The organism is Nocardia sp. NPDC004415, from assembly GCF_053602435.1.
In genome coordinates this window covers 1-23,493 of record NZ_JBSGDP010000056.1, presented here as the reverse complement: position 1 = coordinate 23,493, position 23,493 = coordinate 1, and the positions used below count along the sequence as shown (strand labels likewise).

Here is a 23,493-nt window from a genome sequence, read left to right as displayed (position 1 = left end):
TCGAACGCATCCGCGTCGCGCACCGCAAGGTGATCTATCCCTCATCGGCCTGTGCCGGGGTCGTGCCACGGCTCGCGTCCGGGCGGTTCGTCGCGCTGACCTGGGGGTTACGGCTGTCCATCGCGAACGCACAGCACTCCGTAACTGCGGGTGAGATATCGGTGATCAACCGGCAATTGCGGAGACACTGTGGGGCAATAACCGAAAATGAGGATATTTCCATGGTTGGAGGTGGTGGGTTGACCGAGATCGTGCCCGGTGCTGCGGAGGTCGCGCCGGCGGTGCCGTCGGCTGTCTATGTCTCGGTCCTGAGCCTGTCGCGCATCCTGCGCCGCGGCCTCGCGCCGCTCACCCCGGTGACCAGGGTGCTGGCCGACGCGGTCGGCGCGACCCTGGCCGCCCCGCTGGTGGCGACCGCGGCCGAGCCGCCGATGGACGCCGCCGCCCTCGACGGCTACGCGGTCAGCGGTCCCGGACCGTGGTGGACCGTGCGCCCCGAGCGCGTGCATCCGCGCATGGCCGCCCTCAACGACGGTGAGTCGGCGCGCATCGCGCACGGCACGCCGACGCCGATGGGCGCGACCGCCGTCATGCGCGCCGAGGACGTGATGTTCTCCCGGGTCTCGGGCCGCGTCGTGCTGATGCGCGCGCCGCACGCGCCCCTGCGCGACGACACCCGCGTGCGCGGCGAGCAGTGGCACGCGGGCACGGTGCTCGCCGCCGCGGGCACCCGGGTCGGTCCCGCGGTCGTCTCGGTGGGGTCGAGCGCCGACATCGTCACCGCCACCGTGCGCGGGCCGGTCTCGGCCGACGTGCTGGTCACCGGCAGCCGGTTCGCCCCCGGCCCACGCGGCGAGGACGCGGTGACCCCGGTCGTGGCCAGCTTCCTGGCCGCGGGCGACATCCGCTGCCGCAAGGTCTGGCAGATCGCCGACGGGGAACTGCTGCGCGCCTGGTTCGCCATGCCCGCCGACGCCGAACTGGTGATCGTGGTGGGCGCGCTCGACGAGATGCGCTGTCTGCTCACCGAGGTCGGCGCCGAGATCGTGGTCGACGGCGTGATGATCCGGCCCGGCGGCGAACAGCTGATCGCGCGGCTGCCCGACGGCCGCACCCTGATCGTGGTGCCCGCCAACCCCTTCGAGGCGATCACGGCATTGATGGTCACCACCCGCTGCGTGGTCGACGCGCTGACCGACCGGGTGCCCGGCAAGATCCGCGGCAGGCTCGTCGACCGGTCCTCCCCGCCGGGCCAGACCACCGACATCGTCCCGGTGACCCAGGTCGACGGCGGGGTGTGGCGGGCCACCGGCGCCGTCGGCATCCCGCACCTGGCGCACCTGGTCACCGCCCAGGCGCTGGCGGTGCTACCACCGGGAAGCGCGCGCGGCACACTGGCCGAGCTGATCCTGCTCCCGCGATGAGCGGCACCGAGACCGTGCGCACGGTGTGCTCCTACTGCGGCGTCGGCTGCGGCATCGCCCTCGAGGTCGGCACCGGCGCCGACGGCGCCAAGATCGTGCGCAAGGCGCCGGGCGACAAAGCGCACCCGGCCAACGGCGGACGGCTGTGCACCAAGGGCGGCAGCCACGCCGACCTGCTGAAGGCAGGCGAGGGCAGGCTCGGCACCGCCCTGGTCCGCGCCACCCGCGGCACCGAGCCGATCGCCACCGCCGTGGACAAGGCCATCGCCGAAACCGCTGCCCGCCTGCGCGCGATCATCGACGAGCACGGCCCCGACGCGGTGTCGTTCTACGTCTCCGGCCAGATGACCCTGGAAGCCCAGTATCTGGCGAACAAACTGGCCAAGGGTTTCGTCGGCACCAACCAGATCGAGTCGAACTCGCGGCTGTGCATGGCCAGCGCGGGCAGCGGCTACAAGCTCTCCCTCGGCGCCGACGGCCCGCCCGGCTCCTACGAGGACTTCGATCACGCCGAGGTCTTCTTCGTCATCGGTGCGAACATGGCCGACTGTCACCCGATCCTGTTCCTGCGCATGATGGATCGGGTCAAGGCGGGCGCGAAACTGATCGTGGTCGACCCGCGCCGCACCGCCACCGCCGAGAAGGCCGACCTCTACCTCCAGATCACCCCCGGCACGGATCTGGCTCTGCTCAACGGCCTGCTGCACCTGCTGGTGGAGGCCGGGCATGTCGACAGCGAGTTCGTCGCGGAGTTCACCGAGGGCTACGACGGCCTGCCGGAATTCCTCGCCGACTACGACCCCGCCACGGTCTCGGCGCTGACCGGCCTGGCCGTGGAGGACCTGCGCGCGGCCGCCGAGCTGATCGGCACGGCGAAGGAGTGGATGAGCTGCTGGACGATGGGCCTCAACCAGTCCACCCACGGCACCTGGAACACCAACGCCCTGGTCAACCTGCACCTGGCCACCGGGGCGATCTGCCGGCCGGGCAGTGGCCCGTTCTCGCTCACCGGCCAGCCCAATGCCATGGGTGGGCGCGAGATGGGGTACATGGGCCCGGGTCTGCCCGGCCAGCGCGCCGTGCTCTCCGACGCCGATCGCGCCTTCGTCGAGGACCGCTGGAACCTCGCGCCGGGGACGCTGCGCACCGAGGTCGGGACCGGCACCATCGACATGTTCTCGCGCATGGCCGAGGGACAGATCAAGGCGTGCTGGATCATCTGCACCAATCCCGTTGCCACGGTGGCCAATCGCAAGACCGTGCTGGCCGGGCTGGAGGCCGCGGAGCTGGTGATCACCCAGGACGTGTTCGCCGACACCGAGACCAATGCCTACGCCGACGTGGTCCTGCCCGGCACGCTGTGGATCGAGCACGAGGGGGTGATGATCAACTCCGAACGCAATCTCACCCTGGTGCAGAAGGTCATCGACCCGCCCGGTGACGCCCTGCCGGATTGGCAGCTCATCGCCCGGATCGCCTGCGCCATGGGCTATGCCGACGCGTTCACCTACGACGGCGCCGAGCAGATCTTCGAGGAGATCAAGGGCTTCTGGAACCCGCGCACCGGCTACGACCTGCGCGGAGCCACCTACGAACGGCTGCGCGAAGGGCCACTGCAATGGCCGGTCGCCCCGGACGGTCCCGCCCGCAACCCGATCCGCTACCGCAACGACGGCATCAGCCAGGAGTTGCGCACCCGCGAGGACGGCACCACCCCGCGCCTGTGGTTCCCGACCGCCTCCGGCCGCGCGGTGTTCTTCGCCCGCCCGCACCTGGAACCGGCCGAACTCCCCGACGACGACTACCCGTTCCTGCTCAACACCGGTCGCGTGCAACACCAATGGCACACCCTCACCAAGACCGGCCGCATCGCGAAACTCAACAAACTCAACCCCGGCCCGTTCGCCGAGATCCATCCCGAGGACGCCGCCCGGCTGTCGGTGGCCGAGGGCGACTGGCTCGAGATCGCCTCCCGGCGCGGCCGGGCGGTGCTGCCCGCGGTGGTCACCGACCGGGTGCGGGTGGGTGATGTGTTCGCGCCGTTCCACTGGAACGACCTGTTCGGCGAGTACAAGGCCGTCAATGCCGTCACCAACGATGCGATCGACCCGATCTCGCAGCAGCCGGAGTTCAAGGTGTGCGCGGTCCGGCTCGCCAAGGTGCCCGCGCCGATCGTCATCGAACCGCAGGAGCCGCGCGCGGTCGATGCGCCGCCGACCGTGAGCGCGCCGCCGGTCGAGGTCGGCGGATCGGTTCCCGCGCCACGGCCCGCGGTGCCCGGCCTGGCCCACACCGCGGCCGACCTGCTCGGTCTCGGGAGCCTGGCCACGCCGGAACTCTCGGCCACCGAACAGGGGTACCTGGCCGGATTCCTGGCCGGTGTGTCCCGGCACGAGACGGCCGTGGTCCCGGTGCTGCCGCCCGGCAATCCGCTGCACCCGGCGACCGCGGCCTGGATCGACGGCATGCTCGCCGGTGTCTTCGGCGCCCATCAGCCGATCCCGCCCGCCGTGGTCTCGGCGGCACCCTCGACCACCACGCCGCCGGCGACAGCGGGTGCGCCCGCCGTGCGTCCGCTGCTCGTGCTGTGGGCCTCGCAGACCGGCAACGCCGAGGATTTCGTCACCGGCACCGCCGTCCCCGCCCTCGGCGCGGGTGGGCGCGAACCGGTCCTGCGCGCGATGGACGGCATCACCGTCGCCGAGATCCCCACCGACGCCGACCTGGTGATCGTGTCGAGCACCTTCGGCGACGGCGACGCCCCCGACAACGGCGCCGCCTTCTGGGAATCACTCACCGGTGCGGGCGAATCCGCCCTCGCGGGACGACGTTTCGCGGTCCTGGCCTTCGGCGACTCGAACTACGACGCGTTCTGCGGGCACGGCCGCCGCCTCGACGAACGGCTGGCCGAACTCGGCGCGCAGCGGCTGATTCCCCGGGTCGACTGCGAACCGGACTTCGAGGAGGCGGCCGGGAGCTGGCTCACCGCACTGCTGCCCGCGCTGGCCGCCGATCAGCCCGGTCCGGTCGCCGCGCCCCAGGCGGGCTCGACACCCGCGCGACCCGCACCCGCCGCGACCATCTCCGCCGCGCCGGTGAACCGAACCGGTGCCGCCGCACCGGGTTCCGCGGCGACGGCGGTGCGCGCCGAGACCCCCACCGGGCGGCTCGTCGGCAACCGGCTGCTGAGTCTGCCCGGCGCGCAGAAGGAAGTCCGCCAGTTCACCTACGACCTGGCCGGTTCGGACCTGACCTACGACGTCGGCGACGCGCTCGGTGTCCGCCCGGCCAATGACCTGGGCCTGGTGTGGGAGTTCCTCGCCGTCACCGGCATGGACCCGGCCACCACCGTGGAGGTGCCCAAGGCAGGCGCCATGCCGTTGTCGATCGCGCTAGAGGGCTACCTCGACCTGACCAGGACCACCACCGAACTGCTGCGTTTCGTCGCCGACCACACCGGCGACCGCACCGTGAAGACCCTGCTGCGCCCGGACAACAAGGGCGAGCTGGCCAAATGGCTGTGGGGGCGCCAGCCCGCCGATATCGCCGCCGAGTTCGCGCTCACCGCCCAGGCGCAGGAGTGGGTCGGACTGTTCAAGCGGCTCCAGCCCCGGCTGTACTCGATCTCGTCGAGCCCGCTGGTCGACGCGACGCGCGTGTGCACGACGGTCTCGGTGATCCGCTACGAGAGCGTCACCGGGCGGGCGCGTGGCGGGCTGTGCTCGTCGTATCTGGCCGACGCCGAACCCGGCCAGCCGCTGGTGCTGCACGTGCAGTCGGCGCCGCACTTCCGGCCGCCCGACGACCCCACCGTCCCGGCCGTCATGATCGGGCCCGGCACCGGCGTCGCGCCCTTCGTCGGTTTCCTCGAGCACCGCCGCGCCCGCGGCGACCAGGCCGCCAACTGGCTGTTCTTCGGCGAACAGCACGAGGCCACCGACTTCTACTACCGCGACGAACTCGAACAGCTCCAGCGCGACGGCGTGCTCTCGCGACTGGATGTGGCCTTCTCCCGCGACCAGCGCGCCAAGATCTACGTCCAGGACCGGATGCGTGAACACGGTGCGCAGCTGTGGAAGTGGATCGCCGACGGCGCGCACTTCTACGTCTGCGGAGACGCTTCCCGCATGGCCAAGGACGTCGACGCCGCGCTGCGCGAGATCGTCGCCCACCACGGGAACATGGCCGAGGACGACGCCGACGCCTACGTCAAGAAACTGTCCACCGACAAGCGCTACGTGCGCGACGTCTACTGAACGGCGAAAGCCCGTGCCCCCGGCAGGAGGGCACGGGCTTTCCGGCGGGGATCAGGCCGCCTCGACCACCTCGCGCTTGGGCGCGGTCTTGTAGTGGGTCATGTAGATCATCAGACCGGTGAAGAACAGCCCGCCGACGATATTGCCGAGCACCGTCGGCAGCTCGTTCCAGACCAGGTAGTCGGCCCAGGTGAAGTCCGCGCCCAGCAGGATGCCGACCGGGAACAGGAACATGTTGACCACCGAGTGCTCGAAACCCATGGCGAAGAACAGCATGATCGGCAACCACATCACCGCGATCTTGCCCAGCACGTCCTTGGCCAGGAACGCGCCGACCACTCCGGTCGACACCATCCAGTTGCACAGCACACCCCGCACGAACACCGTGATCCAGCCCGCCACACCGTGATCGGCGTAGCCGAGCGTGCGGTCCGAACCGATGTGCGACAACTTCTGCCCGTAGGCCGCGAAGGCGTTGGCCGCGTCGGTGATCGGGGTGTCGAAGCAGTAGGTGACATACACCGCGGTGAGCAGCGCGACGGTGAAGGCGCCCGCGAAGTTGCCCAGGAACACCAGCCCCCAGTTGCGCGCGATGCCGCGCAGCGTCACGCCCGGCCGCTTGGCCAGATACGCCAGCGGGGTGAGCACGAAGACACCGGTCAGCAGGTCGTAGCCGAGCAGATACAGCAGGCAGAAACCCACCGGGAACAGCAGCGCGCCGATGATCGGCTGGCCGGTGTCCACGGTCATCTTCACCGCGAACGCGGCGGCCAGGGTCAGCAGCGCACCGGCCATGTAGGCGCGGATCACCGTGTCCCTGGTCGACATGAAGATCTTCGACTCACCCGCGTCGATCAGCGCGTGCGCCAGCTCCGACGGTTTCACATAGGTCAACGGTGCCTCCTACGACAGCGGTCACCATCGCGGTGACCGCTGAACAACGTAGAGAGCGGGTGTTTCGCCGGTGCGAACAAAATAGTTTGCCGGGTTAAGGACTGCTCGCAGCCCGGGGCGCTGTGACGGTGAGGTGCGGGCTCACTTGCCGAAGCGGCGCTGCCGTCCGGCGTAGGAGCGCAGCGCGCGCAGGAAATCGATCCGCCGGAACGCGGGCCAGTAGCAGTCCAGCCACTGCATCTCGGCATAGGCCGACTGCCACAGCAGGAAACCGGACAGGCGCTGCTCACCGGAGGTGCGGATGATGAAGTCGGTGTTCTCGCCCGCGGGGGAGTAGAGGTGGCGGGAGATGTCGTCGACGTCGAACTTGTCGATCAGGTCCAGCGGGTCGCCGCCGGTGCCGATGTGCTGGCGGAACGCGCGCTTGACCGCGTCGACGATCTCGCGCCTGCCGCCGTAGCCGACCGCCACGTCCACCTTGGTGCCGCCGCGCCCGGTGGTCTCGGCGGCGGCTTCCTTGAGCACCCGCGCGGTGTCACCGGGGAGCAGATCCAGCGACCCGATGACCTGCACCTCCCACGGGCGGCCCGCCGCGGAGATGTCACGCACGGTCGCCTCGATGATCTCGATCAGCGGCCCGAGCTCCTCGGACGGCCTGCCGAGATTGTCGTCGGAGAGCATGAACAGGGTGACGTGCGCGATGTCGGCGGCGGTGCACCACTCCAGGAACTCCACGACCTTGGCGCCCCCGGCCTTGTAGCCCTCCCGCACGTCGTCGTGCCCGGCTTCGCGCGCCCAGCGCCGATTGCCGTCGAGCATGATCCCGATGTGCTGCGGCCGCGGGAGCCCGACCAGGGTCGTCGCGAGGCGACGCTCGTAGACCGTCTCCATCGGCTGACGCAAGAACAAGGGCAGAAGCTTCATTCAACTCTTCTTAATGTCGCGGTTTTCCTGACAGCACCTCGAATCGGGGCAGTATAGCGAGGAGCAGGCCGGACGAAGAGTCGGGCCGGTTCAGGGCAGGACGTTGGGGATGAGGTGCGGCGCCTGCTGCGCGAGCGCGGTCCCGATCATGGCACCTGCGTAGTACCCGGCATAGGTCCCCGCGACACCACCGACGATGCCGCCCGCCACCGCGCCGACGGGCACGGCCAGACCACCGGTCGGGACGGCCAGCGGCGTGGCCAGCGCGGTGCCACCGAGCACGCCCAGGGTGGCGCCGGTGAGCCCGCCGATGACCTGTCCGGCGGTGGAGCCGAGGTAGGTGGCGTTCTCGATCGGGCTGGCGATCGGGGCGGCGGTGGCGATGGGATCGGCGGCCGGTGCGTGCGCGGCGGCGACCGGCTGGGCGTGTGGCCCGTCCGCCGGTTCGGCGTACGGCGTGACGACCGAGTGGGCGTGCGCTGCGATGCCCGGCTCGGCGTGGGGCGCGGCTTCGGTCGTGAGCCGCGCGTCGGCCGTGAAGTCGTCAGTGGTGGAGATCAGCTGTGCCACACGGTGTTCGGTGGCGGCGTCGACCGGGACGGGCCGGGTGGAGGGGTGTGCCGCGACCCGATCCTGTTGCGCGGCACCGCCGTACTGCCGCGCGGCCACATCGAACTGCTGGGCGTCGACCGAGGAGTGCGGCCCGGCGGCATACCGCGACTCTTGCGCGGCCGTGATGTCCGGCAGGTCGGCGTCGGTGACCGTCTGCGCGGCCTGCGCCACTCCCGGACCGACGCCGAAGGCGATCGCCGCGGGCAGGGCCACCGCCGCGGGCAGCCCGCGCAGGGCCTTGCGCTGCTTGCTCACCGCGCGATGTCGTCCAGCCATGTCCAGTCCTTCCGCAGTCCGGTCTGTCGCCTGGCTCATCGCCACCCGATCGCCCGGCGCTACCCGGGTGTGATCTGTTTCGCCCCGGCGGTGATCGGCTATGACACTCCGCCACCGTTCCATTCGTCCAAGCCCCGGCCTCACCACCGCTCCTAGCGTGGGCCTATGACGACCTCCACCGACACCGCCCTGCTGACAGTCCTCGACGACTGGCAGATCGCCATCGTCGCCAACGACGCCGACGCCATCGCCACCTTCATGACCGACGACTGGATCATCGTCTCCGAAACCGGCATCACCCCCGCCGCCCGCTTCCTCGCCCTGGTCCGCTCCGGCGCCCTCACCCACTCCGCGATGCAACGCGAAGGCGAACCCCACATCCGCCACCACGGCGACACGGCCCTGCTGACCACCCGCGTCACCAACACCGCCCACTTCCAGGGCCGACGCTTCGACGCCGACGAATGGACCACCGACGTCTTCGTCCGCACCGACAACCACTGGCGCTGCGCCCTCACCCACATCACCACCCGCAAGCCGGACTGAACGGACGCACCCGACATTCTTCGTGACCGACGGAACATGTTGCGAGCACGCTGAATTGGGTGCCGAGGCGTAGGCTCGGACTGCTCGTCACGCACTCCGCGAGCCGAGCGGCACGGGGGTGTGTTGATGGGGCGGAATCTCAGCGAACGGCCGGTGGACGGCGCGGCACCGATCGGGCAGACCCGCTTCGACGGTTGGCCCGTCTTCACCACGATCACGGCCCTGCTGGGGATGATGACCCTGGTGGTCCTGGCAGTGGCGGGATGGGACACCGATGGCTACCGGCTGCTCATCCGCTCGACCGCCAGAACCTCCCTGGTCCTGTTCCTGTCCGCCTTCCTGGCCCTCGCACTGCACACGCTGCGGCCCGCCGAGCCGACACGCTGGCTGGTGCGAAACCGTCGCTACCTGGGCTTGTCCTTCGCCATGTCGCACGGCATCCACCTCGCCGCGATCATCGCCCTCGCCACCACCGACTCGCCCACCTTCTGGACCCTGGCCTCCGCCCTGTCGATCATCGTCGGCGGCTTGGGCTACCTCGCCATCGTGTTCCTCGTCGCGACGTCGTTCGACCGGGTCACCTCCTGGTTCCGCACGGACCGCTGGCACTCCGTCGTCGGCGCGGGCGCCTGGCTCATCTGGTTCCTCTTCGTCTACATCAACGCCAGTCGCATCCCCGGAAACCCCTGGTACGCAATACCTGTCGCGATCCTGATCGGCGCCCTCGTGGTGCGTATCGCCGCACGGCGATCCTCCGGCGACAGGCGCGGTGCGGCCGCGTGAACCACGCCGCGGCTTCGCGTCGCCGGGGGATCTGAGCTGCCCGGAAATCTAGCAGCGCTAGACATGATGACGAACGGGTGTTACCGTTGCTCTAGCTTCTAGCACCGCTAGAATTCGGAGAAGGGAAACCGAAATGCTCATCGTCACCGGCCAGATCGTCGCCGTCGCCGCTGTTCTCGCCAATGCCGTCGTCTACGGCACCGATGTCTGCGGGGCCGTGATCACACGGTCCGTCTATCGCAAGCTCGACGACGCGACCGTCACCCTGAGTGCGGGGTGGGGGCACTACTACGGCGACAAGCGGATGCCGGTGGTCGGTGCGGGTGGCGTGGTCGCCGCGGTGCTCACCGTGGTGATCGCGCTGGTGGCCGGGCAGATCGGCGCGGCGGTGGCGGCGGGGATCGCGGTGGCGGCGCTGCTCACCTGGCTCGCTTTCTATGTGCGCGTGGCCAAGCCGATCAACACCCGGCAGACCGCCGCCGCCCAGAGCGGCATCATCCCACCGGATGCCCGTGCGCTGCAGGACAAGTGGGACAGCATCCTGAAATACCGCGTCGCCCTCCAGTTCATCGCCCTCGCTGGACTCTGCGTCGCGCTCATCCTGTTCTGATCCCCGCCCCGACCTCTCTCCGAGGAGTACCCGACATGACCTTCACCGCCAATGAGCAGCAGTTCCTCGGCGAGGCCGGAATCGGCCGCCTGGCCACGGTGTCGCCCGACGGGATCGTGCAGAACAACCCGACCGACTACCGGGTCAACGCCGACGGCACCGTCGACATCGGCGGCATGCGGATGCGTGCCAGCCTGAAGTTCCGCAATGTCGCAGCGGGCAGCCGGGTCTCGTTCGTCATCGACCAGCAGGTCTCCCTGGACCCCTACGTGATCCGCGGCATCGAGATCCGCGGCACCGCCGAGACCCTCGACGACGAAGAACCCCCGTTCCCACCGCAGGAACGCACGATCATCCGCATCCACCCCGAACGCATCATCTCCTGGGGCATCGACGGCGGCTCCTTCGACTTCACCGGCCGCGCCGCGGGGTAACCGCGCGATCGCCCCCATCGGAGCATCACGGCCGAGGGCGCCGGGCTCAGCCGGGGGCCCGGTGCGGTGTCGCCGCGCTCCGCAGGACTCCCGATGCGCGACACATGTGGTCGCTGGTTGATTGCTGATGACAGTTTCGGTCTCTGTTCGATGTCAGGTCGACCGCTCGACCATGTCTGTGAATTACCGTCTACTTACCGGTTTCGGATGCGTTGATCAGCACGGATGCGGAAGGGGTCGGAGATGGACGAAGTGGGATCGTTTCATTCGCCAGGGAGATGCCAGCATGCCGTTCGGGTGCGGTCACGGCGGCCTCTGGGCGTGGTGGAGCTGGTGACCGGAGCGATGCTGCTCACCGCGGCCGGTGCCGGGATGCTCGGCCCGCTGACCGCCGCGATCCTGATCCAGCGCAGTGGCGCCACCGAGGACGGCACCGCCGTCGGCGCTTCGCTGACGCTGGCGATCCTCGCCGTGGCGGTGACCCTCGCTGTCGCCGCGGCACTGTTCGTCGTCGCGTGGCAGCGTAGTCGCGGCACGCCGAGCCCGGCGGACGCGGAGCTGTCGCCGCATGTCTCCGCGGAGGAAGTCGCTGTCTCGCCCAGGAGTCCTCGTTCGGCCCTGCTGACGCGGGTGGGATACCCGGCGGGTGTGGCGAGGCCGGCCGTCGTGCGGGTATCGCGATGACCGATTCTCAACACGGGCGACCAGTGCCGGACCGGGTCGCGACAGCGGCGGGGTTTGTCGGTGCCACTCGGTAATCTGCCCGCGACGAGAGGACGTGCGGGCACGCATGGGGGCCAAAGAGAATTGGATCGCGGTGCGGGGGAAGTCCGCCGAGCTGGTCTTCGCGGAGATGGGACTGCGGCCCACCGGGGAACGCTCGGAGTTTCCTGACGTCGGAACCTGCTCGGCGGCAATGCTGCCGGGCGGGTGGTTGCTCATCGCGCAGGGACACGACAGTCAGGAACTCTTGGCGGCAACCGATCTCCCGCGGCTCTCGCGCGGGTGTGACCTGGTCACGTGTTCGCTGCTCGAGAATGTCGCGTGGAGCAAAGCCACCGGATGGTCGGACGGCCGCCAGACCTGGTCGATCACCTACCATCCCGAATCGACCGGCGCGATGGCCGAGGGCGAAGGCGACCTTCCCCCGGGCTTCCCGGCGATCTGCGAACGCCTGTGGCCGACCGGAGACTTCTGGCAGATCCCGGTGGACATGGCCGAGGAACTCACCGGCTATCTGTACTGCCGGATGGCGGAAACAGACAGTGACGAGCCAGCTTTCGAAGGTCTCGTCCCTGACGGCACGTCACCCGATTTCGGCGATGCCGTGGACGTGGTGGCAGCGGGGTTGGGCGCGGCCGGGTTCACACGCGTCTCACCGCCGGACGGCGCCGGGCCGACCGATTTCGCCGCCGACACCGCGATCCCCGGAGTGCGCGCGTACGTGGTCGCGGACCGGCCGTTCCACGACTACGGCCGGATACTGGTGGACGGTGACCTCGAACTGGTCGCTCCGGAGGTCGGACAGGTACTGGCCACCATGCCTGCCGAAGTGTGGGGCGGCTCCCCGGCGCCTGACGCACTTCAGGGCCGTCTCGACACCGTGCGCCTGGCGCTTTTCGACACCACCACATGGGCCGATGGTGGCGGCTTCGAGCCCGCCGCCTTCGTCACCACGGCAACCGGCGACGCGGCCGTGGAATGGCTGCGCACCCGAGCGGACCCGGCCCGACTCACCGCCCGAGCGCGTCACCGAGGCACCGCCGACCTCTTACGCGCGGTCGTCGTGCTGGACCTGCTGAACGGCCGCACCGAGCAAGCGCGCGCGTCGATGCGCTGGTACCGATGGCGCGGATGGCTCCGCTTCTCCGACACCCGCGCCCAGTTCAAGGCTTTCGACCGCGCCCTGCGACAACGTTTCCCCGACCACGCAGCCCGTCGGTGAGCTGCTGCCAAGGGACCGGCTCCGTCATTCGGGATCGGGTGCCCAGCCGAGCCGGTGGAGACGTTCCATCGCGACGTCGAGCACGCCACGGCCCGGCGAACCCTCCCGCCACCACACCGACCACATGACGTCGATCGACAGCGAAATGGTCGTGTAGTGGCCTTCGTCGTCGGTGATGCCGGATACCAGCCCGTCCCGCACGGCGACGACCGAGATCGGCGTCCGGAATCCGGGGTCGGGTTTGCCGACCCATGCTCCTCCGTCTCGCCGTTGCACAGAAACGCGCAGGTCGCGACAGTTGTTGTCGAAGTCGTCGACGATGAACGCATCGCCGGTCGGTGCCAAGGAGCCGGGCAGCCGGGCGAGCGTGTCGTGGACGTGGATCTCGCTCCAGCCGGACCATCGGCGCGTGGACCCCTCGTCGAATTCCGTCAGCTGATCGTCGACCATCGTCGTCATGGTCGACGCGTCGACGGTCTCGACCTCGATGACCACCGCGTCCGCGCAGATCGGCTCCGGTTCCCTGTCCGGTGTGTTCAGGTACCAGTAGTCGTTGTTCTCCGGTCTGCTGGTGATCCACGCGCCATCGTCATCGTGTGTCACGCACCGGAACATCCCGAACTCCAGCGGAAGGAACAGATCGCGCGACAACTCCAGGATCGCGTCCACCGCATACCGCGCCGCGTCCCGCTCGCGCTCCACCGGAAGGACATGCGGCTCGCGCGGCCACTCGAGCTCGCGATAGACCCGAGGCGGCCCGAAGGGCGATTTGTAGATGTGATGTCCGGAGTTGTCGACCTGCACCGGATCAGCCTGCCGCGCAAGCGGTTCCCGCGGCAACGGAGTTGCCGAGGCTACAACGAGAATCAGCTGTCCAGCAAGCCGGTTCTGCGGATCGCCGCCAGGGGATACGGGGTCTGTCTGCTCTCGAAACGGAACTCGCGGTAGTAGTCGGTCATCACCGCGGCGATCGGGGCGTGGCGGAGGAGGATCGCGGCGATCGGCGCCGGAATCCCGGACGGCGGTTCCCCTCGGGCGCAGGCGCGCACGAACGCGACGCGCTCGTCGCGCCCGTACCCGTACAGCGCGGTGGCGAGCCACTGGACCAGGTGGGTGCGGGTGTAGGCGTGGTCGTAGGACCGGTGTGCCGCGAAGAAGTCGGACTCCTGCTTCGACAGGTCGAACCCGGAGGAGATCGCGAGTCCGTAATCGGTGAAGAACAGGCGCTCACCGTCGGTGAGAATGTTCTGGAAGTGGGCGTCGAAATGCAGCAACCCGCGGGCGTTCATGAACGAGACTCCGGCCTGGAGCTCCCTTTCCACCATCGCGCACGCCCGCGCGGCCGTCTCTCCACCGGCCTTCACCCGGGTGTCCAGCCAGTCGTGCAGGTTCTGCGGGATGTACTCGAGGAACAGAGCGATACACGCCGAGGAGTCCCGGATCGCCTCGAGCCGGTGACGCACCTCTGCGCCGTCACCCCAATAGGCGACGACGTTGTCCACGTCGGCCAGTTCCTCGGGCAGCATCGGCCCGGCGTGCGGCAACATCCGCCAGTGATACATCAGGGGAAAGCCCGCATGATCCTGCGCGAGAACCCAATTCGTCGTCATGGTGTGCACGGCCAGTTCCCGCCATGCTCCCCACCCCGGGCTGCCGGGGATTCCGAGACCGAAGTGCAAGAAGCTAGGGAGGCCGAAGAGATTCGCGGTGGACCCGATGTTGTCCGGCTGCCGCTCCAGATCGGTCAGCGGCAGCCGCTTGACGAAGACCGGGGTTCGGTCGACCTCCAGCAGTTCCGAAGTCCCGCCGATCCCGGAACCCCATGGCGTCGCGGTCTCGAGCAGGTCGCCCAGTTCGCGGTCACTGCACCGCGCCAGTGTGGACGAGACGGCACTGTAGGTAGCCGAGCGCGCACCAGCCGACATGTCGAATCCCGGGTCCGCCGCTGTCAACTGTGCTCGTCCCACTCCAGACCCAGTCGAAATGCTTGGAGATCCGCGGTGGTGGGTGACATCCAAGCGCGGAAACGCAATTGACGGCCCGGCTGGGTGACGCCCCCGGCGCGCACCGCCGCCTTGGTGTCGGCGGCGATCTCGAGCCCGGAGTTCCGGGCGTGGGGATACATCCGGGCGCGTAGTTCGCCGTCCTCCCGGATCTCCAGACGGTGTGCGGCGTAGGCGCAGAACCAGCCCTGCACGAGCCAGTCCGGGCGATCGGGGATGGTCAGCTGCCAAATGACATACGTCGCATGTGGATACAGCAGGGGAAGGTCCCAGTTCAAGGAGTCGAACAGGGCATCGAGTTCCGATTCGAACCGGGCGAGATCGGTGGTCGTCGGCTCCTTGGCGCCGATGACTCCGACGTCGTAGCGGCGCGACTCGTCCGGCCACGCCAGCCAGCGGCAGTACGGCTCCCACGTTCCCTGCCATGACGCCGTGTGGTCGGCTTCGTCACGGGCCGCCGTCGGCTCGATGGTCACCTGCACCGAGCTCGGGTCGAGCCTGCGATACAGGATGAAGGTTCTCCCGTCGCGACGCCAGATGGCCCTGGCCTCCGGGCCACCCACCAGGTCCGGGGCGCCGAGTAACTCGACGCAAGCGCTGAGAGCGCCGATGAACATCGAGTCCCGCTGCTCGTGCGGACAGGTGAAAGTCAGTTCCAGACTTCGGAACTCGCCGAATCCGAACTTCTCGTCGGCGCTGTCAGCCTTGATGGCGGTGAGTCGCGCATCGGCGGCCTCCGCCAGGAGATCTCCGGAATCCGTGACGGTGGGCGACCCGACGGCGGTCATCGGCTTTTCCATGTCGGCCCGCGACCAACGGCCGAAGTCCGCTCGGAGCAGCGCGGGAAGGATGTCGGCGAGCGATCCGAGGTCCACGGGTCGGCCCCAATTGTCCGCCCACCACGCGGCGAGCTCTCGCTCGGCCGACTCGTGTTCTGCCCCAACCGGATTCGCTAGCTCGCTCACGGGCTGCAGCCTACCGGTCCCGATCAGACGACTTTCCGCTTCGACCGAGTTCGGTCAGCCCTCGGCGCGAGGGGGTCGATACGTGTTGCCGTGCAACACATCTGCGCGACCGTCCCGGTCTACTCAGCCGAGGGGTGAGGTGTGGGCCAGGTCCTGCGCGGCTGATAATCTCCGGTCGGCCCGCGACCGGCGGGAGTGTGTGAGGGGGATGCCCGATGCGGGCTGTGTACTGGCTGCTGTTCGGTGTGGCGATCGCGATCGGCGGCATTTCGAACGGATTCGACAAACTGACCGAGACCTCTGTGTCGTGCGGCCACGAGCAGATGAGCCGCGGCGACCGCTGCCAGGAGATCGGCTCGTCGGTGCAGGTGCGCAGCTACGCCGAGCAGCGATCGGCCAATCGGGAAGAAGGTCTGGTCTCGCTGGTCGTCGGCTTCGTCGCGGCGGTGGGATGCCTGATTTTCCTGGTCATCGTGATCAGCCAGTACCTCGAGTCCCGTCGCAGGACCTGACACGATCCGCTCGGCGAGGGACGCCTGATCCGCGAGACAACCGTGGACGTGCCCCCACCCGCGGTGGGAAGCTCGAAGGAGTGGATCCCTAGACCCGAGGGAGCGTGCGACATGGTGGAGCGGACGAACGGGGCGCGGCGACCGGAGAGCATCCGGAATGTGGCGCTGGTCGGCAGCAGCGGCGCGGGGAAGACGACGCTGGTCGAGGCGCTGGCGTTGGCGACCGGGACGGTGAACCGGGCAGGCCGGGTGGAGGACGGGACGTCGCTGTCGGACTACGACGAGGTCGAACGGCACCAGCACCGGTCCGTGCAGGTGTCGGTGGTGCCGGTGCTGTGGGGCGGGGTGAAGATCAATCTGATCGATACGCCGGGATGCCCGGATTTCGTCGGCGAACTGCGGGCCGGGCTGCGGGCGGCGGACGCGGCACTGTTCCTGGTCTCGGCGGCCGACGGTGTCGAGGGTGTGGCGGGGGCGACGCGGGAACTGTGGGCCGAATGCGCGCGGGTGGGGATGCCGCGAGCGATCGTGATGACACACCTGGACACGGCCAGGGCCGAGTACGCAGACCTGGTCCAGACCTGTCAGGCGCTGCTGACCGACGCGGCGGGCGACACCGTGGTGCCCCTGCACCTGCGGGTCTACGGACCGAAGAGCGCCGACGGGCACCGGCCCGCGATCGGACTGCTGGAACTGCTCGAGCGCCGGGTCGCCGACTATCGCAGCGGCAAACGCGAGCGCACGGAACCGTCGGCCGAACAGCTCACCGAGCTCGACCCGGCCCGCGATCGGTTGATCGAGGCGATCATCGCCGAGAGCGAAGACGAGACGCTGATGGACCGGTACCTCGACGGCGAACCCGTCGAACTCGACACCCTGGTCGATGACCTGGAACGCGCCGTGGCGCGCGGCAGCTTCCATCCGGTGCTGTTCGCGGCCCCGGCGCCCGAGGACGCCGAACAGGGCCTCGGCACGCTCGAACTGCTGGAACTGATCACGGGCGGGTTCCCGACACCGCTCGAACACCCGGTCGCGGCCGTGTCGCGCGGCAACGGCGCCACACCCACCGCACTGCGCTGCGATCCGGCGGGCGAACTCGCCGCGGAGGTCATCCGGACCTCGTCGGACCAGTACGTGGGCCGGATATCGCTGGTGCGGGTGTTCTCCGGCACCCTGCACAGCGAGGACACCGTCCACGTCTGCGGACGCGAACACGATGCCGACGACCGGGTCGGCGGAGTCAGCGCACCGTTGGGCAAACAGCAGCGGACCCTGAGCGAGGCCGTCGCCGGCGATATCGCGTTCGTGAGCAAACTCGGCCACGCCGAAACCGGCGACACACTGTCGAGCACCGGGCAGCCCCTGCTGATCGAGCCGTGGCAACTGCCGGAACCGTTACTGCCGGTGGCCATCCGGGCGCAGGGGAAGGCCGACGAGGACAAGCTCTCGCAGAGCCTGACCCGGCTCGTCGCCGAGGACCCGACACTGCGGCTGGAGAACAACGAGCACACCCATCAACTGGTGCTGTGGTGTCTGGGGGAGGCGCACCGGGAGGTCGCGCTGGAACGGTTGCGCGGGCGGTTCGGGGTGCGCGTGGACGTGGAACCGTTCCGGGTGGCATTGCGGGAGACCCTGGCCGCGCCGGCCGAGGGCAACGGCAGGCTGGTCAAGCAGTCCGGCGGGCACGGGCAGTACGCGGTGTGCCGGGTCCAGGTGGAACCGCTGCCGCAGGGGACAGGTTTCGAGTTCGTCGACCGGGTGGTCGGTGGCGTGGTGCCGCGCCAGTTCATCGGATCGGTGGAGAAGGGGGCCAGGGCGCAGGCCGCGCGCGGGGTCACGCCCGGGTATCCGCTGGTGGATGTGCGGGTGACCCTGCTGGAGGGAAAAGCGCACTCGGTGGACTCCTCCGACGCCGCCTTCCAGACCGCGGGTGCCCTCGCCCTGCGCGACGCGGCCGACACGGCGGGCACCCGGCTGCTCGAACCGGTCGCCGCGGTGCGAGTCACCGTGCCCGACGAGCACCTGGGCGCCGTCCTGGGCGACCTGTCCACCCGGCGCGGCCGTATCCTCGGCACCGAACCGGCCGAGACCGGCCGCACCCACATTCGCGCCGAGGTCCCCGAACTCGAACTGAGCGGGTATGTCGTCGACCTGAGGTCACTCACCCACGGCGCGGGATCGTTCACCCGCGAGTACCTGCGCCACGAGCCGATGCCTGCCGCCGCCGCGCAACGGGCACGCAAGGAAGGCGCCGAGGCCCCCGCCTGAATCGCCGGGCGACAGCGACAGTGGCTACGATCCCCGGGTGAACACGGATGTGCAGGTGATTCCCGGCCGAATGAGCGAAGTACCGACGGCGGACGCGACCGGCATGGACCGGCGGGCATTCGGCGAATTCGTCGGGCCGCAAGGCGAACTGGCGTCCTACGCGCTGGGCTGGACCACCGGCTCCGATCCGCACGCCGGCCGCATCACCATCGGCATCGGCGCGGGCAACCCCGGCGGCGCGACCTTCCACGCCGTGGTCTTCCCCCACCAGGGCTCCCACGCCTACGCCCTCGTCGACGACCCCTTCGAGCAGGTGCCACAGGGCGGCCCGGACCTGACCGCCGCACAGGCACGCGCGCACGAAGACCTGCCGTTCATCTGGTGGGTAGTCGACCGGGTGATGGAACGGGACACCCGCGCCTGGTGGATGCGCCACTGGGTCGTCGGCACCCAGTCCGTCCAGACCTCCCAGGTCTTCGAACAACAGGAACCGATCCTGCACGTCGCCCACGACGAGGCCGGCTCCTGGCACCTGACCGGCCCATCCGACCCCGGCCCCGACGCCAAGACCGGCCACCTGTGGCACGCCATCGACGAAGACCCGACCCTCCAGTCCGTCCTGGACCTCCCCGCAGGCACCTGCGCCACCCGCGAAGCACCCACACGGACGTGGACCACGACCTCCTAGAAACGGTCGGGGCGGGTATGTGGCGTACGTCCTCGCGGGGCCGCTCGAATTCACCTACCGTGTGTGGCAGCTGCGCACTGCGCCGCCACTGACTCGGGGGCAGTCGACATGCTGACGACCGAAAGGAGCTTTTCCAGCGCGCGGTGCACGTGGTCCTGCACATCGGCTGGGTGGGCGACGTCGGCGGTGGATACCACGGGCAGATGGCGGTGCTGGTCAAGCCCAACGGTCTGGTCGGCAAAGTGTATCTGCGTTTCATCGACCCGTTCCGGCGGCTGTTCGTTCTGCCGTCGCTGATCCGCACCATCGGCAAGCAATGGCAGATCACCACCACCTGAACTTCGCGACAATTCGGCCCCGGCGCCGATCGAGTATCGCGTCGGGGTACCGGCCGGCGATCAGGAGTCGTTGCGGCGGTAGACCGTTGGCTTCCCTCGGCCACCCTCTTGTTCGATGAGGTCGGCAGTCCGCAGGCTGTCAGCCGTGCGCAAATGTCACTACGCGACAGTTGTATTTGCGGACGCTCTGGTTACATTTACGGTGTCCGACCCATGGGATCCGGTGGTTCCGGGCGACTCACGACTGCGCAATGGGGACCTGGGTTGAGAGGCAACCGCGCCCCGGTGCCATCGAATTGTGTCGGTGGCACCGGGGCGCGGAACGGTGAATCAGCCCAGGTCGGGGTGGCCGACCCATTCGACGATCGTCCAGCCCTTCTGCGGGTTGCCCTCGAGGACGACGCGGCCGCCGTTGCGCATCGGGTCGGTGCCGAGCTTGTTCTTGTCGGCGTTGTCGGCATTCATCATCGACCAGAACATGATGGTGCCGCCGTGCGAGAAGATCACCGGGTTGACGCAGCCACTGCGTTGCACATCGAGCAGCGCCTGATCGACGCGCCCGTCGAACTCGTTGCCGTCGATGGAGCCCGGAATCCGGGCGTTCAGGTCGCCGGAGAGCCACTTGATCGGCGCCTGCAGGTACCCGGACAGCGCGTCGGCCTCCGGGGTGCCCTCGTACTCGCCCGCCTCGATCTCCCGGAAACCGGGCTCAATGCCGAGGCTCAGGTCCTGCTCGGCGACGGTCGGTGCCGCAGTCTGCTCGGTACGCACCATATTGGACGCGAAGGCGCAGTCGTAATTCTTGCCGGCCAGCTGAACGGCCAGATTGTCGGCCTGGGTCCGGCCGCGTGCGGAAAGGTCGGGTCCGGGCACCTTGGTGTCGATCAGGCCGGAAGTATTACCGAGGGACTCGGCATGGCGCACCAGGGTGATGACCATGTCGCCGCCGCCGGAGCTTCCGAAGTCGATATCGGCGGACGCGACGCCGGTGGTAGCGGTGGTGGCCGCAGCCGCCATGACTGCAATGGACATTCGACCGAATCGAATACGGGGCTTCCCATTCATCGGGATCTTTCGCGCCATGGACCGCGCACGGTCGGCATCATCGGCGAGCACCAACTAGCACGACGGCTTGCACAAGGCACTCGGCCTTACGGTGCGTCCAGCCGATCTCGGGCCAGCACGGCCACTTGGCTTTTCGCGGGTGCGCGCTTGCTCGGTGGTGGCCGACGGCCGTAATACTTGTCGGGATGAGGTGGATTCGTGACTTCTACGCAGAGGAGGGCATCTGGCTCCTGATCGAACTCGATGACGATGGCCGTCCGAACCGGCACATCGATCTGTGCGGTGCTGACGGTGAGCCGGTCACGGCCGCGTCGCTGGCGGAGGTGACATATGCACGAGACCACTGGGGACTCGCTGCGGTTCAGGTGTACGAACGCAAATACGGTGTGCTCGCGGAGGGCAGCGCTGACGATTGGGATGTCGAGGCCAGTGCCCTCGAGCAAATAACGGCCGAGGAATTCGAAACGGCCTGGATGATGGCTCGTCAAACGATCGAGCACCGGTTTCCTGCAGATAGCTGAGCGGATCCGCTGGGCGACAGCCCGCTCGGTCATCGGCAGGTGCGGACGTTCGAGACCGCCCGCCGAGCGGCACTGGCCTGCGTTCCACGATCTGCCGTGGCCGGCTCTAGTCGTCGGGCATTCCGAAATGGCGAGCGATTGCAAGTAGACGCTGCTCCGGTACATCCGGTGCAACCCAATTGTGCCTCTTTACATGGTTGATGAAGTCCGTCGGCGGCGCGGCGCGACGATACTCGACATAGGCACGAACGGATCTTCGATGATCCCTGTTGCTGCGACGATGCACTCAGCCGACCGCAGGTAACCGAGCAGCAGCCTGGCCTCACCCTCTGACAGTGTGTCCGGTGCGGCCTCGAAACCATCCTGCGTCATCGCAGCCATCGTCGGATCGGTAGGGCGCAGAGACTCTTGGCATTTCGTCCTCGATTTTCGCGAGCTCAGCCGGGTTGTCGCCCCGGCAGAACATCAGTAGATCAGCCCTCCTGCCCACGCTGGCATGGGCATGAGCGTGCATCAAGTCCGTGCAGTACGGCTGGGCGGCGTTGCCGACTACGCCGATTCCGGTGGCGATGCAGAGCTCGGTCCGGAAGAAGACGTGCGCACGGCTCACGCACGTCTTCCAGCAATATGTGATCGAGCACGATCGAATACATATCGCGAAACGCAGTGCGCACCGCTCATATACGAGCTGCTGCGTCGGTTCTGTGGCGCCTTTCCTCAGGGCCGGGGGAGGGCTCCCGATGCTCGGATCGGTACTCGGTTCCGCCATCCAGGCGCTGATTTGTCTGCTGGTCCCGACGGCGACGGGCGGATCCCCGCCGCTCGTCGTGCTCAGGTGAGCGCTGCCATTCGCGGGCTGTGATCTCTGGTATCGAGAACTACGACCCTCGCGCCACTGGTGTCCTTGATACCCCATGGGGTATGAAAATTACCCCCAGGGGTATATAGTGGGTCGCCGGTCCGCGGTTTCAGCCGTCCAAAGGGGCGGCTCCGCGTGAACCCCGGTGGTGAACTGCGCCCGTTTGAATACCCCCACCCGTATAAGGAGACCTCCGAAATGACCAGCAAGGACGCTGTCGCCGACGATCGGTTGGCGGTGATGACAGGGCAGAAGCCAGCAGGCGGCCCGCCCATAGGGGGCGGCGTGCTGGCGCGCATAGGCGCGACCATGGCCACCCATGCGAAGTGGGTTTTCGGGATGTGGCTGATCGCGCTGATCGCGCTCGGAGCTGCGGCCCCGAGCGTCTTCAGCTCGTTGGCCGGCGCCGGTTGGCAGGCCAACGGCTCGGAATCGGTGCAGGTCCGCGAGTTGGCTCAGCAGCATTTCGGCGGGAACTCCTCCGCCGCGGTGCAGGTCGTTGTGCATTCGGACACCCTCACCGTCACGGATCCGCAGGTTCGGGAAGTGCTCACCGACGTCACCGCGGTGTTCGCCGACGACCCGCGATTCGGCGAAGTCATCGCACCCCAACCCGGCATGTCGATCAGCCCCGAAGGACACACCGGCATCCTGATCGCCGGGGCGAACGCGAGCACCGACGACATGGTCAAGGCCGTCGACGAACTCAAGGGCGAACTGGGCGCACTGTCCACCGCCGACATCGAGGTCTATCCCACCGGTGCATCGGCGCTGTGGAGTGACTTCAACAAGGCCAACCACGACGCGATGATCCAGGCCGAGATGCTTTCCTGGCCGGTCACTCTCGCGATCATGGTGCTGGCGTTCGGCTCCCTCGTCGCCGCGGGACTGCCGTTGCTGCTCACCCTCGCCGGTCTGGTCGCGTCGGCAGGTGGCCTGGTGCTGCTCAACTCCGTCACGCCGATCTCGGTGTGGGCCATGAACTTTGCGATGATGTTCGCCCTCGCTCTCGGCATCGACTACGCCCTGTTCATCGTCGCGCGGTTCCGGGACGCGCTGGGCAAGACCGGAGACGCCCGCGCCGCCGTCGCCGAGGCCATGGATACCGCAGGTAAGGCTGTCGTCCTGTCGGGTCTGACCGTGCTCGTGTCCTTGTCCGCGGTGCTGCTGGTCCCTGCCCCCGCCGTGCGGACCATGGCCGTCGGCATCATGCTCGCGGTCACGTTCGTTCTCGCCGCCACCTTGACCCTGCTGCCCGCCGTGCTCGGCAAGCTCGGGCGGAAGGTCAACGCCGGCGCGCTCCCGATCGCCAAGCGACAGCAGCATCGATCCCCGCTGTTCGAGGCATGGGGCCACCTGCTGCACAAGCATCCGTGGCCGTTCGCCATCGGATCGTTGCTGGTGCTGATCGCGCTGTCGATCCCCGTGCTGGGGCTCAAGGTCGCGATGCCCTCGATCGAGGTCGTGCCCAGCGACGCCCCGGTCCGCCAGGGCTACGAACTGGTCCAGGCGCAGATGGGCGAGGGTGCGCCGGGCATGCTCCAGATCGTCGCCCCCACCGCCGAGGCCG

22 protein-coding genes are annotated in these 23,493 nt (G+C 68.6%); 14 read left to right on the top strand and 8 right to left on the bottom strand.

Annotated features, from left to right (window positions below; genetic code table 11):
* Positions 1-221: 221 nt before the first annotated feature.
* Positions 222-1,424: a molybdopterin-binding protein gene (locus ACWEMY_RS22970; RefSeq protein ID WP_452391669.1), complete on the top strand. Its 1,203-nt coding sequence runs from the start codon at positions 222-224 to the stop codon at positions 1,422-1,424.
* Complete coding sequence (locus ACWEMY_RS22965) at positions 1,421-5,680, top strand: molybdopterin-dependent oxidoreductase (protein WP_452391668.1); 4,260 nt, start codon at positions 1,421-1,423, stop codon at positions 5,678-5,680. The genes ACWEMY_RS22970 and ACWEMY_RS22965 overlap by 4 nt, the downstream gene beginning before the upstream one ends.
* A gap of 51 nt (positions 5,681-5,731) precedes the next feature.
* Here the strand turns inward: ACWEMY_RS22965 and ACWEMY_RS22960 are convergent, their stop codons facing one another.
* The 3 genes from ACWEMY_RS22960 to ACWEMY_RS22950 form a co-directional block, all read right to left on the bottom strand.
* Positions 5,732-6,574 carry a formate/nitrite transporter family protein gene (locus ACWEMY_RS22960; protein WP_375936986.1) on the bottom strand — a complete coding sequence of 281 codons (843 nt, stop codon included), beginning with the start codon at positions 6,572-6,574 and terminating at the stop codon, positions 5,732-5,734.
* A 141-nt stretch (positions 6,575-6,715) separates the two neighbouring features.
* On the bottom strand, positions 6,716-7,498 hold the full coding sequence (locus ACWEMY_RS22955; protein ID WP_375936983.1) for an isoprenyl transferase: 783 nt from the start codon (positions 7,496-7,498) through the stop codon (positions 6,716-6,718).
* 90 nt (positions 7,499-7,588) lie between these two features.
* Positions 7,589-8,386, bottom strand: coding sequence for a hypothetical protein (locus ACWEMY_RS22950; RefSeq protein WP_452391667.1), 798 nt, complete (start codon positions 8,384-8,386; stop codon positions 7,589-7,591).
* A 165-nt stretch (positions 8,387-8,551) separates the two neighbouring features.
* Here ACWEMY_RS22950 and ACWEMY_RS22945 point away from each other — a divergent pair, with 165 nt between their 5' ends.
* The 6 genes from ACWEMY_RS22945 to ACWEMY_RS22920 all read left to right on the top strand — a co-directional run bounded on the left by ACWEMY_RS22945 (position 8,552) and on the right by ACWEMY_RS22920 (position 12,704).
* On the top strand, positions 8,552-8,932 hold the full coding sequence (locus ACWEMY_RS22945) for a nuclear transport factor 2 family protein (RefSeq protein WP_452391666.1): 381 nt from the start codon (positions 8,552-8,554) through the stop codon (positions 8,930-8,932).
* 126 nt (positions 8,933-9,058) lie between these two features.
* Positions 9,059-9,715: a hypothetical protein gene (locus tag ACWEMY_RS22940; RefSeq protein WP_452391665.1), complete on the top strand. Its 657-nt coding sequence runs from the start codon at positions 9,059-9,061 to the stop codon at positions 9,713-9,715.
* Positions 9,716-9,848: 133 nt separating this feature from the next.
* Positions 9,849-10,325, top strand: a complete 477-nt coding sequence (locus tag ACWEMY_RS22935; RefSeq protein ID WP_375936971.1) for a DUF1772 domain-containing protein — start codon at positions 9,849-9,851, stop codon at positions 10,323-10,325.
* 35 nt (positions 10,326-10,360) lie between these two features.
* Positions 10,361-10,759, top strand: coding sequence for a PPOX class F420-dependent oxidoreductase (locus ACWEMY_RS22930; protein WP_452391664.1), 399 nt, complete (start codon positions 10,361-10,363; stop codon positions 10,757-10,759).
* A 333-nt stretch (positions 10,760-11,092) separates the two neighbouring features.
* Complete coding sequence (locus tag ACWEMY_RS22925) at positions 11,093-11,443, top strand: hypothetical protein (RefSeq protein ID WP_452391663.1); 351 nt, start codon at positions 11,093-11,095, stop codon at positions 11,441-11,443.
* Positions 11,444-11,612: 169 nt separating this feature from the next.
* The gene (locus ACWEMY_RS22920) at positions 11,613-12,704 is read left to right on the top strand and encodes a hypothetical protein (RefSeq protein ID WP_452391662.1); all 1,092 of its coding nucleotides are present in this window, start codon (positions 11,613-11,615) and stop codon (positions 12,702-12,704) included.
* Positions 12,705-12,728: 24 nt separating this feature from the next.
* Here the strand turns inward: ACWEMY_RS22920 and ACWEMY_RS22915 are convergent, their stop codons facing one another.
* The 3 genes from ACWEMY_RS22915 to ACWEMY_RS22905 all read right to left on the bottom strand — a co-directional run bounded on the left by ACWEMY_RS22915 (position 12,729) and on the right by ACWEMY_RS22905 (position 15,495).
* Positions 12,729-13,508 (bottom strand): hypothetical protein, encoded by a 780-nt coding sequence (locus ACWEMY_RS22915; protein WP_452391661.1) that lies wholly within the window; start codon positions 13,506-13,508, stop codon positions 12,729-12,731.
* A 62-nt stretch (positions 13,509-13,570) separates the two neighbouring features.
* Entirely contained in the window at positions 13,571-14,629 is a 1,059-nt protein-coding gene (locus ACWEMY_RS22910; protein WP_452391660.1) for a protein kinase family protein, read from the bottom strand.
* 23 nt (positions 14,630-14,652) lie between these two features.
* Positions 14,653-15,495, bottom strand: a complete 843-nt coding sequence (locus tag ACWEMY_RS22905) for a hypothetical protein (RefSeq protein ID WP_452391659.1) — start codon at positions 15,493-15,495, stop codon at positions 14,653-14,655.
* Between the two features lie 401 nt (positions 15,496-15,896).
* Between ACWEMY_RS22905 and ACWEMY_RS22900 the strand changes: the two genes are divergently transcribed.
* From ACWEMY_RS22900 to ACWEMY_RS22885, 4 genes are all read left to right on the top strand, one after another.
* Positions 15,897-16,184: a hypothetical protein gene (locus ACWEMY_RS22900; protein WP_452391658.1), complete on the top strand. Its 288-nt coding sequence runs from the start codon at positions 15,897-15,899 to the stop codon at positions 16,182-16,184.
* Positions 16,185-16,295: 111 nt separating this feature from the next.
* The gene (locus ACWEMY_RS22895) at positions 16,296-18,452 is read left to right on the top strand and encodes an elongation factor G-like protein EF-G2 (RefSeq protein ID WP_452391657.1); all 2,157 of its coding nucleotides are present in this window, start codon (positions 16,296-16,298) and stop codon (positions 18,450-18,452) included.
* Positions 18,453-18,489: 37 nt separating this feature from the next.
* Entirely contained in the window at positions 18,490-19,140 is a 651-nt protein-coding gene (locus tag ACWEMY_RS22890) for a hypothetical protein (protein ID WP_452391656.1), read from the top strand.
* A gap of 143 nt (positions 19,141-19,283) precedes the next feature.
* Positions 19,284-19,478 carry a DUF2867 domain-containing protein gene (locus tag ACWEMY_RS22885; RefSeq protein WP_452391655.1) on the top strand — a complete coding sequence of 65 codons (195 nt, stop codon included), beginning with the start codon at positions 19,284-19,286 and terminating at the stop codon, positions 19,476-19,478.
* 330 nt (positions 19,479-19,808) lie between these two features.
* Here ACWEMY_RS22885 and ACWEMY_RS22880 read toward each other — a convergent pair whose 3' ends face one another.
* Entirely contained in the window at positions 19,809-20,510 is a 702-nt protein-coding gene (locus ACWEMY_RS22880; protein WP_452391685.1) for a histidine phosphatase family protein, read from the bottom strand.
* 218 nt (positions 20,511-20,728) lie between these two features.
* On the opposite strand from ACWEMY_RS22880, the gene ACWEMY_RS22875 reads away from it, so the two are divergent.
* Entirely contained in the window at positions 20,729-21,064 is a 336-nt protein-coding gene (locus tag ACWEMY_RS22875; RefSeq protein WP_452391654.1) for a hypothetical protein, read from the top strand.
* Between the two features lie 189 nt (positions 21,065-21,253).
* Here ACWEMY_RS22875 and ACWEMY_RS22870 read toward each other — a convergent pair whose 3' ends face one another.
* Complete coding sequence (locus ACWEMY_RS22870) at positions 21,254-21,445, bottom strand: hypothetical protein (protein ID WP_452391653.1); 192 nt, start codon at positions 21,443-21,445, stop codon at positions 21,254-21,256.
* A 718-nt stretch (positions 21,446-22,163) separates the two neighbouring features.
* Here ACWEMY_RS22870 and ACWEMY_RS22865 point away from each other — a divergent pair.
* On the top strand, positions 22,164-23,493 hold a 1,330-nt coding region (locus ACWEMY_RS22865), incomplete at its 3' end, for an MMPL family transporter (protein WP_452391684.1).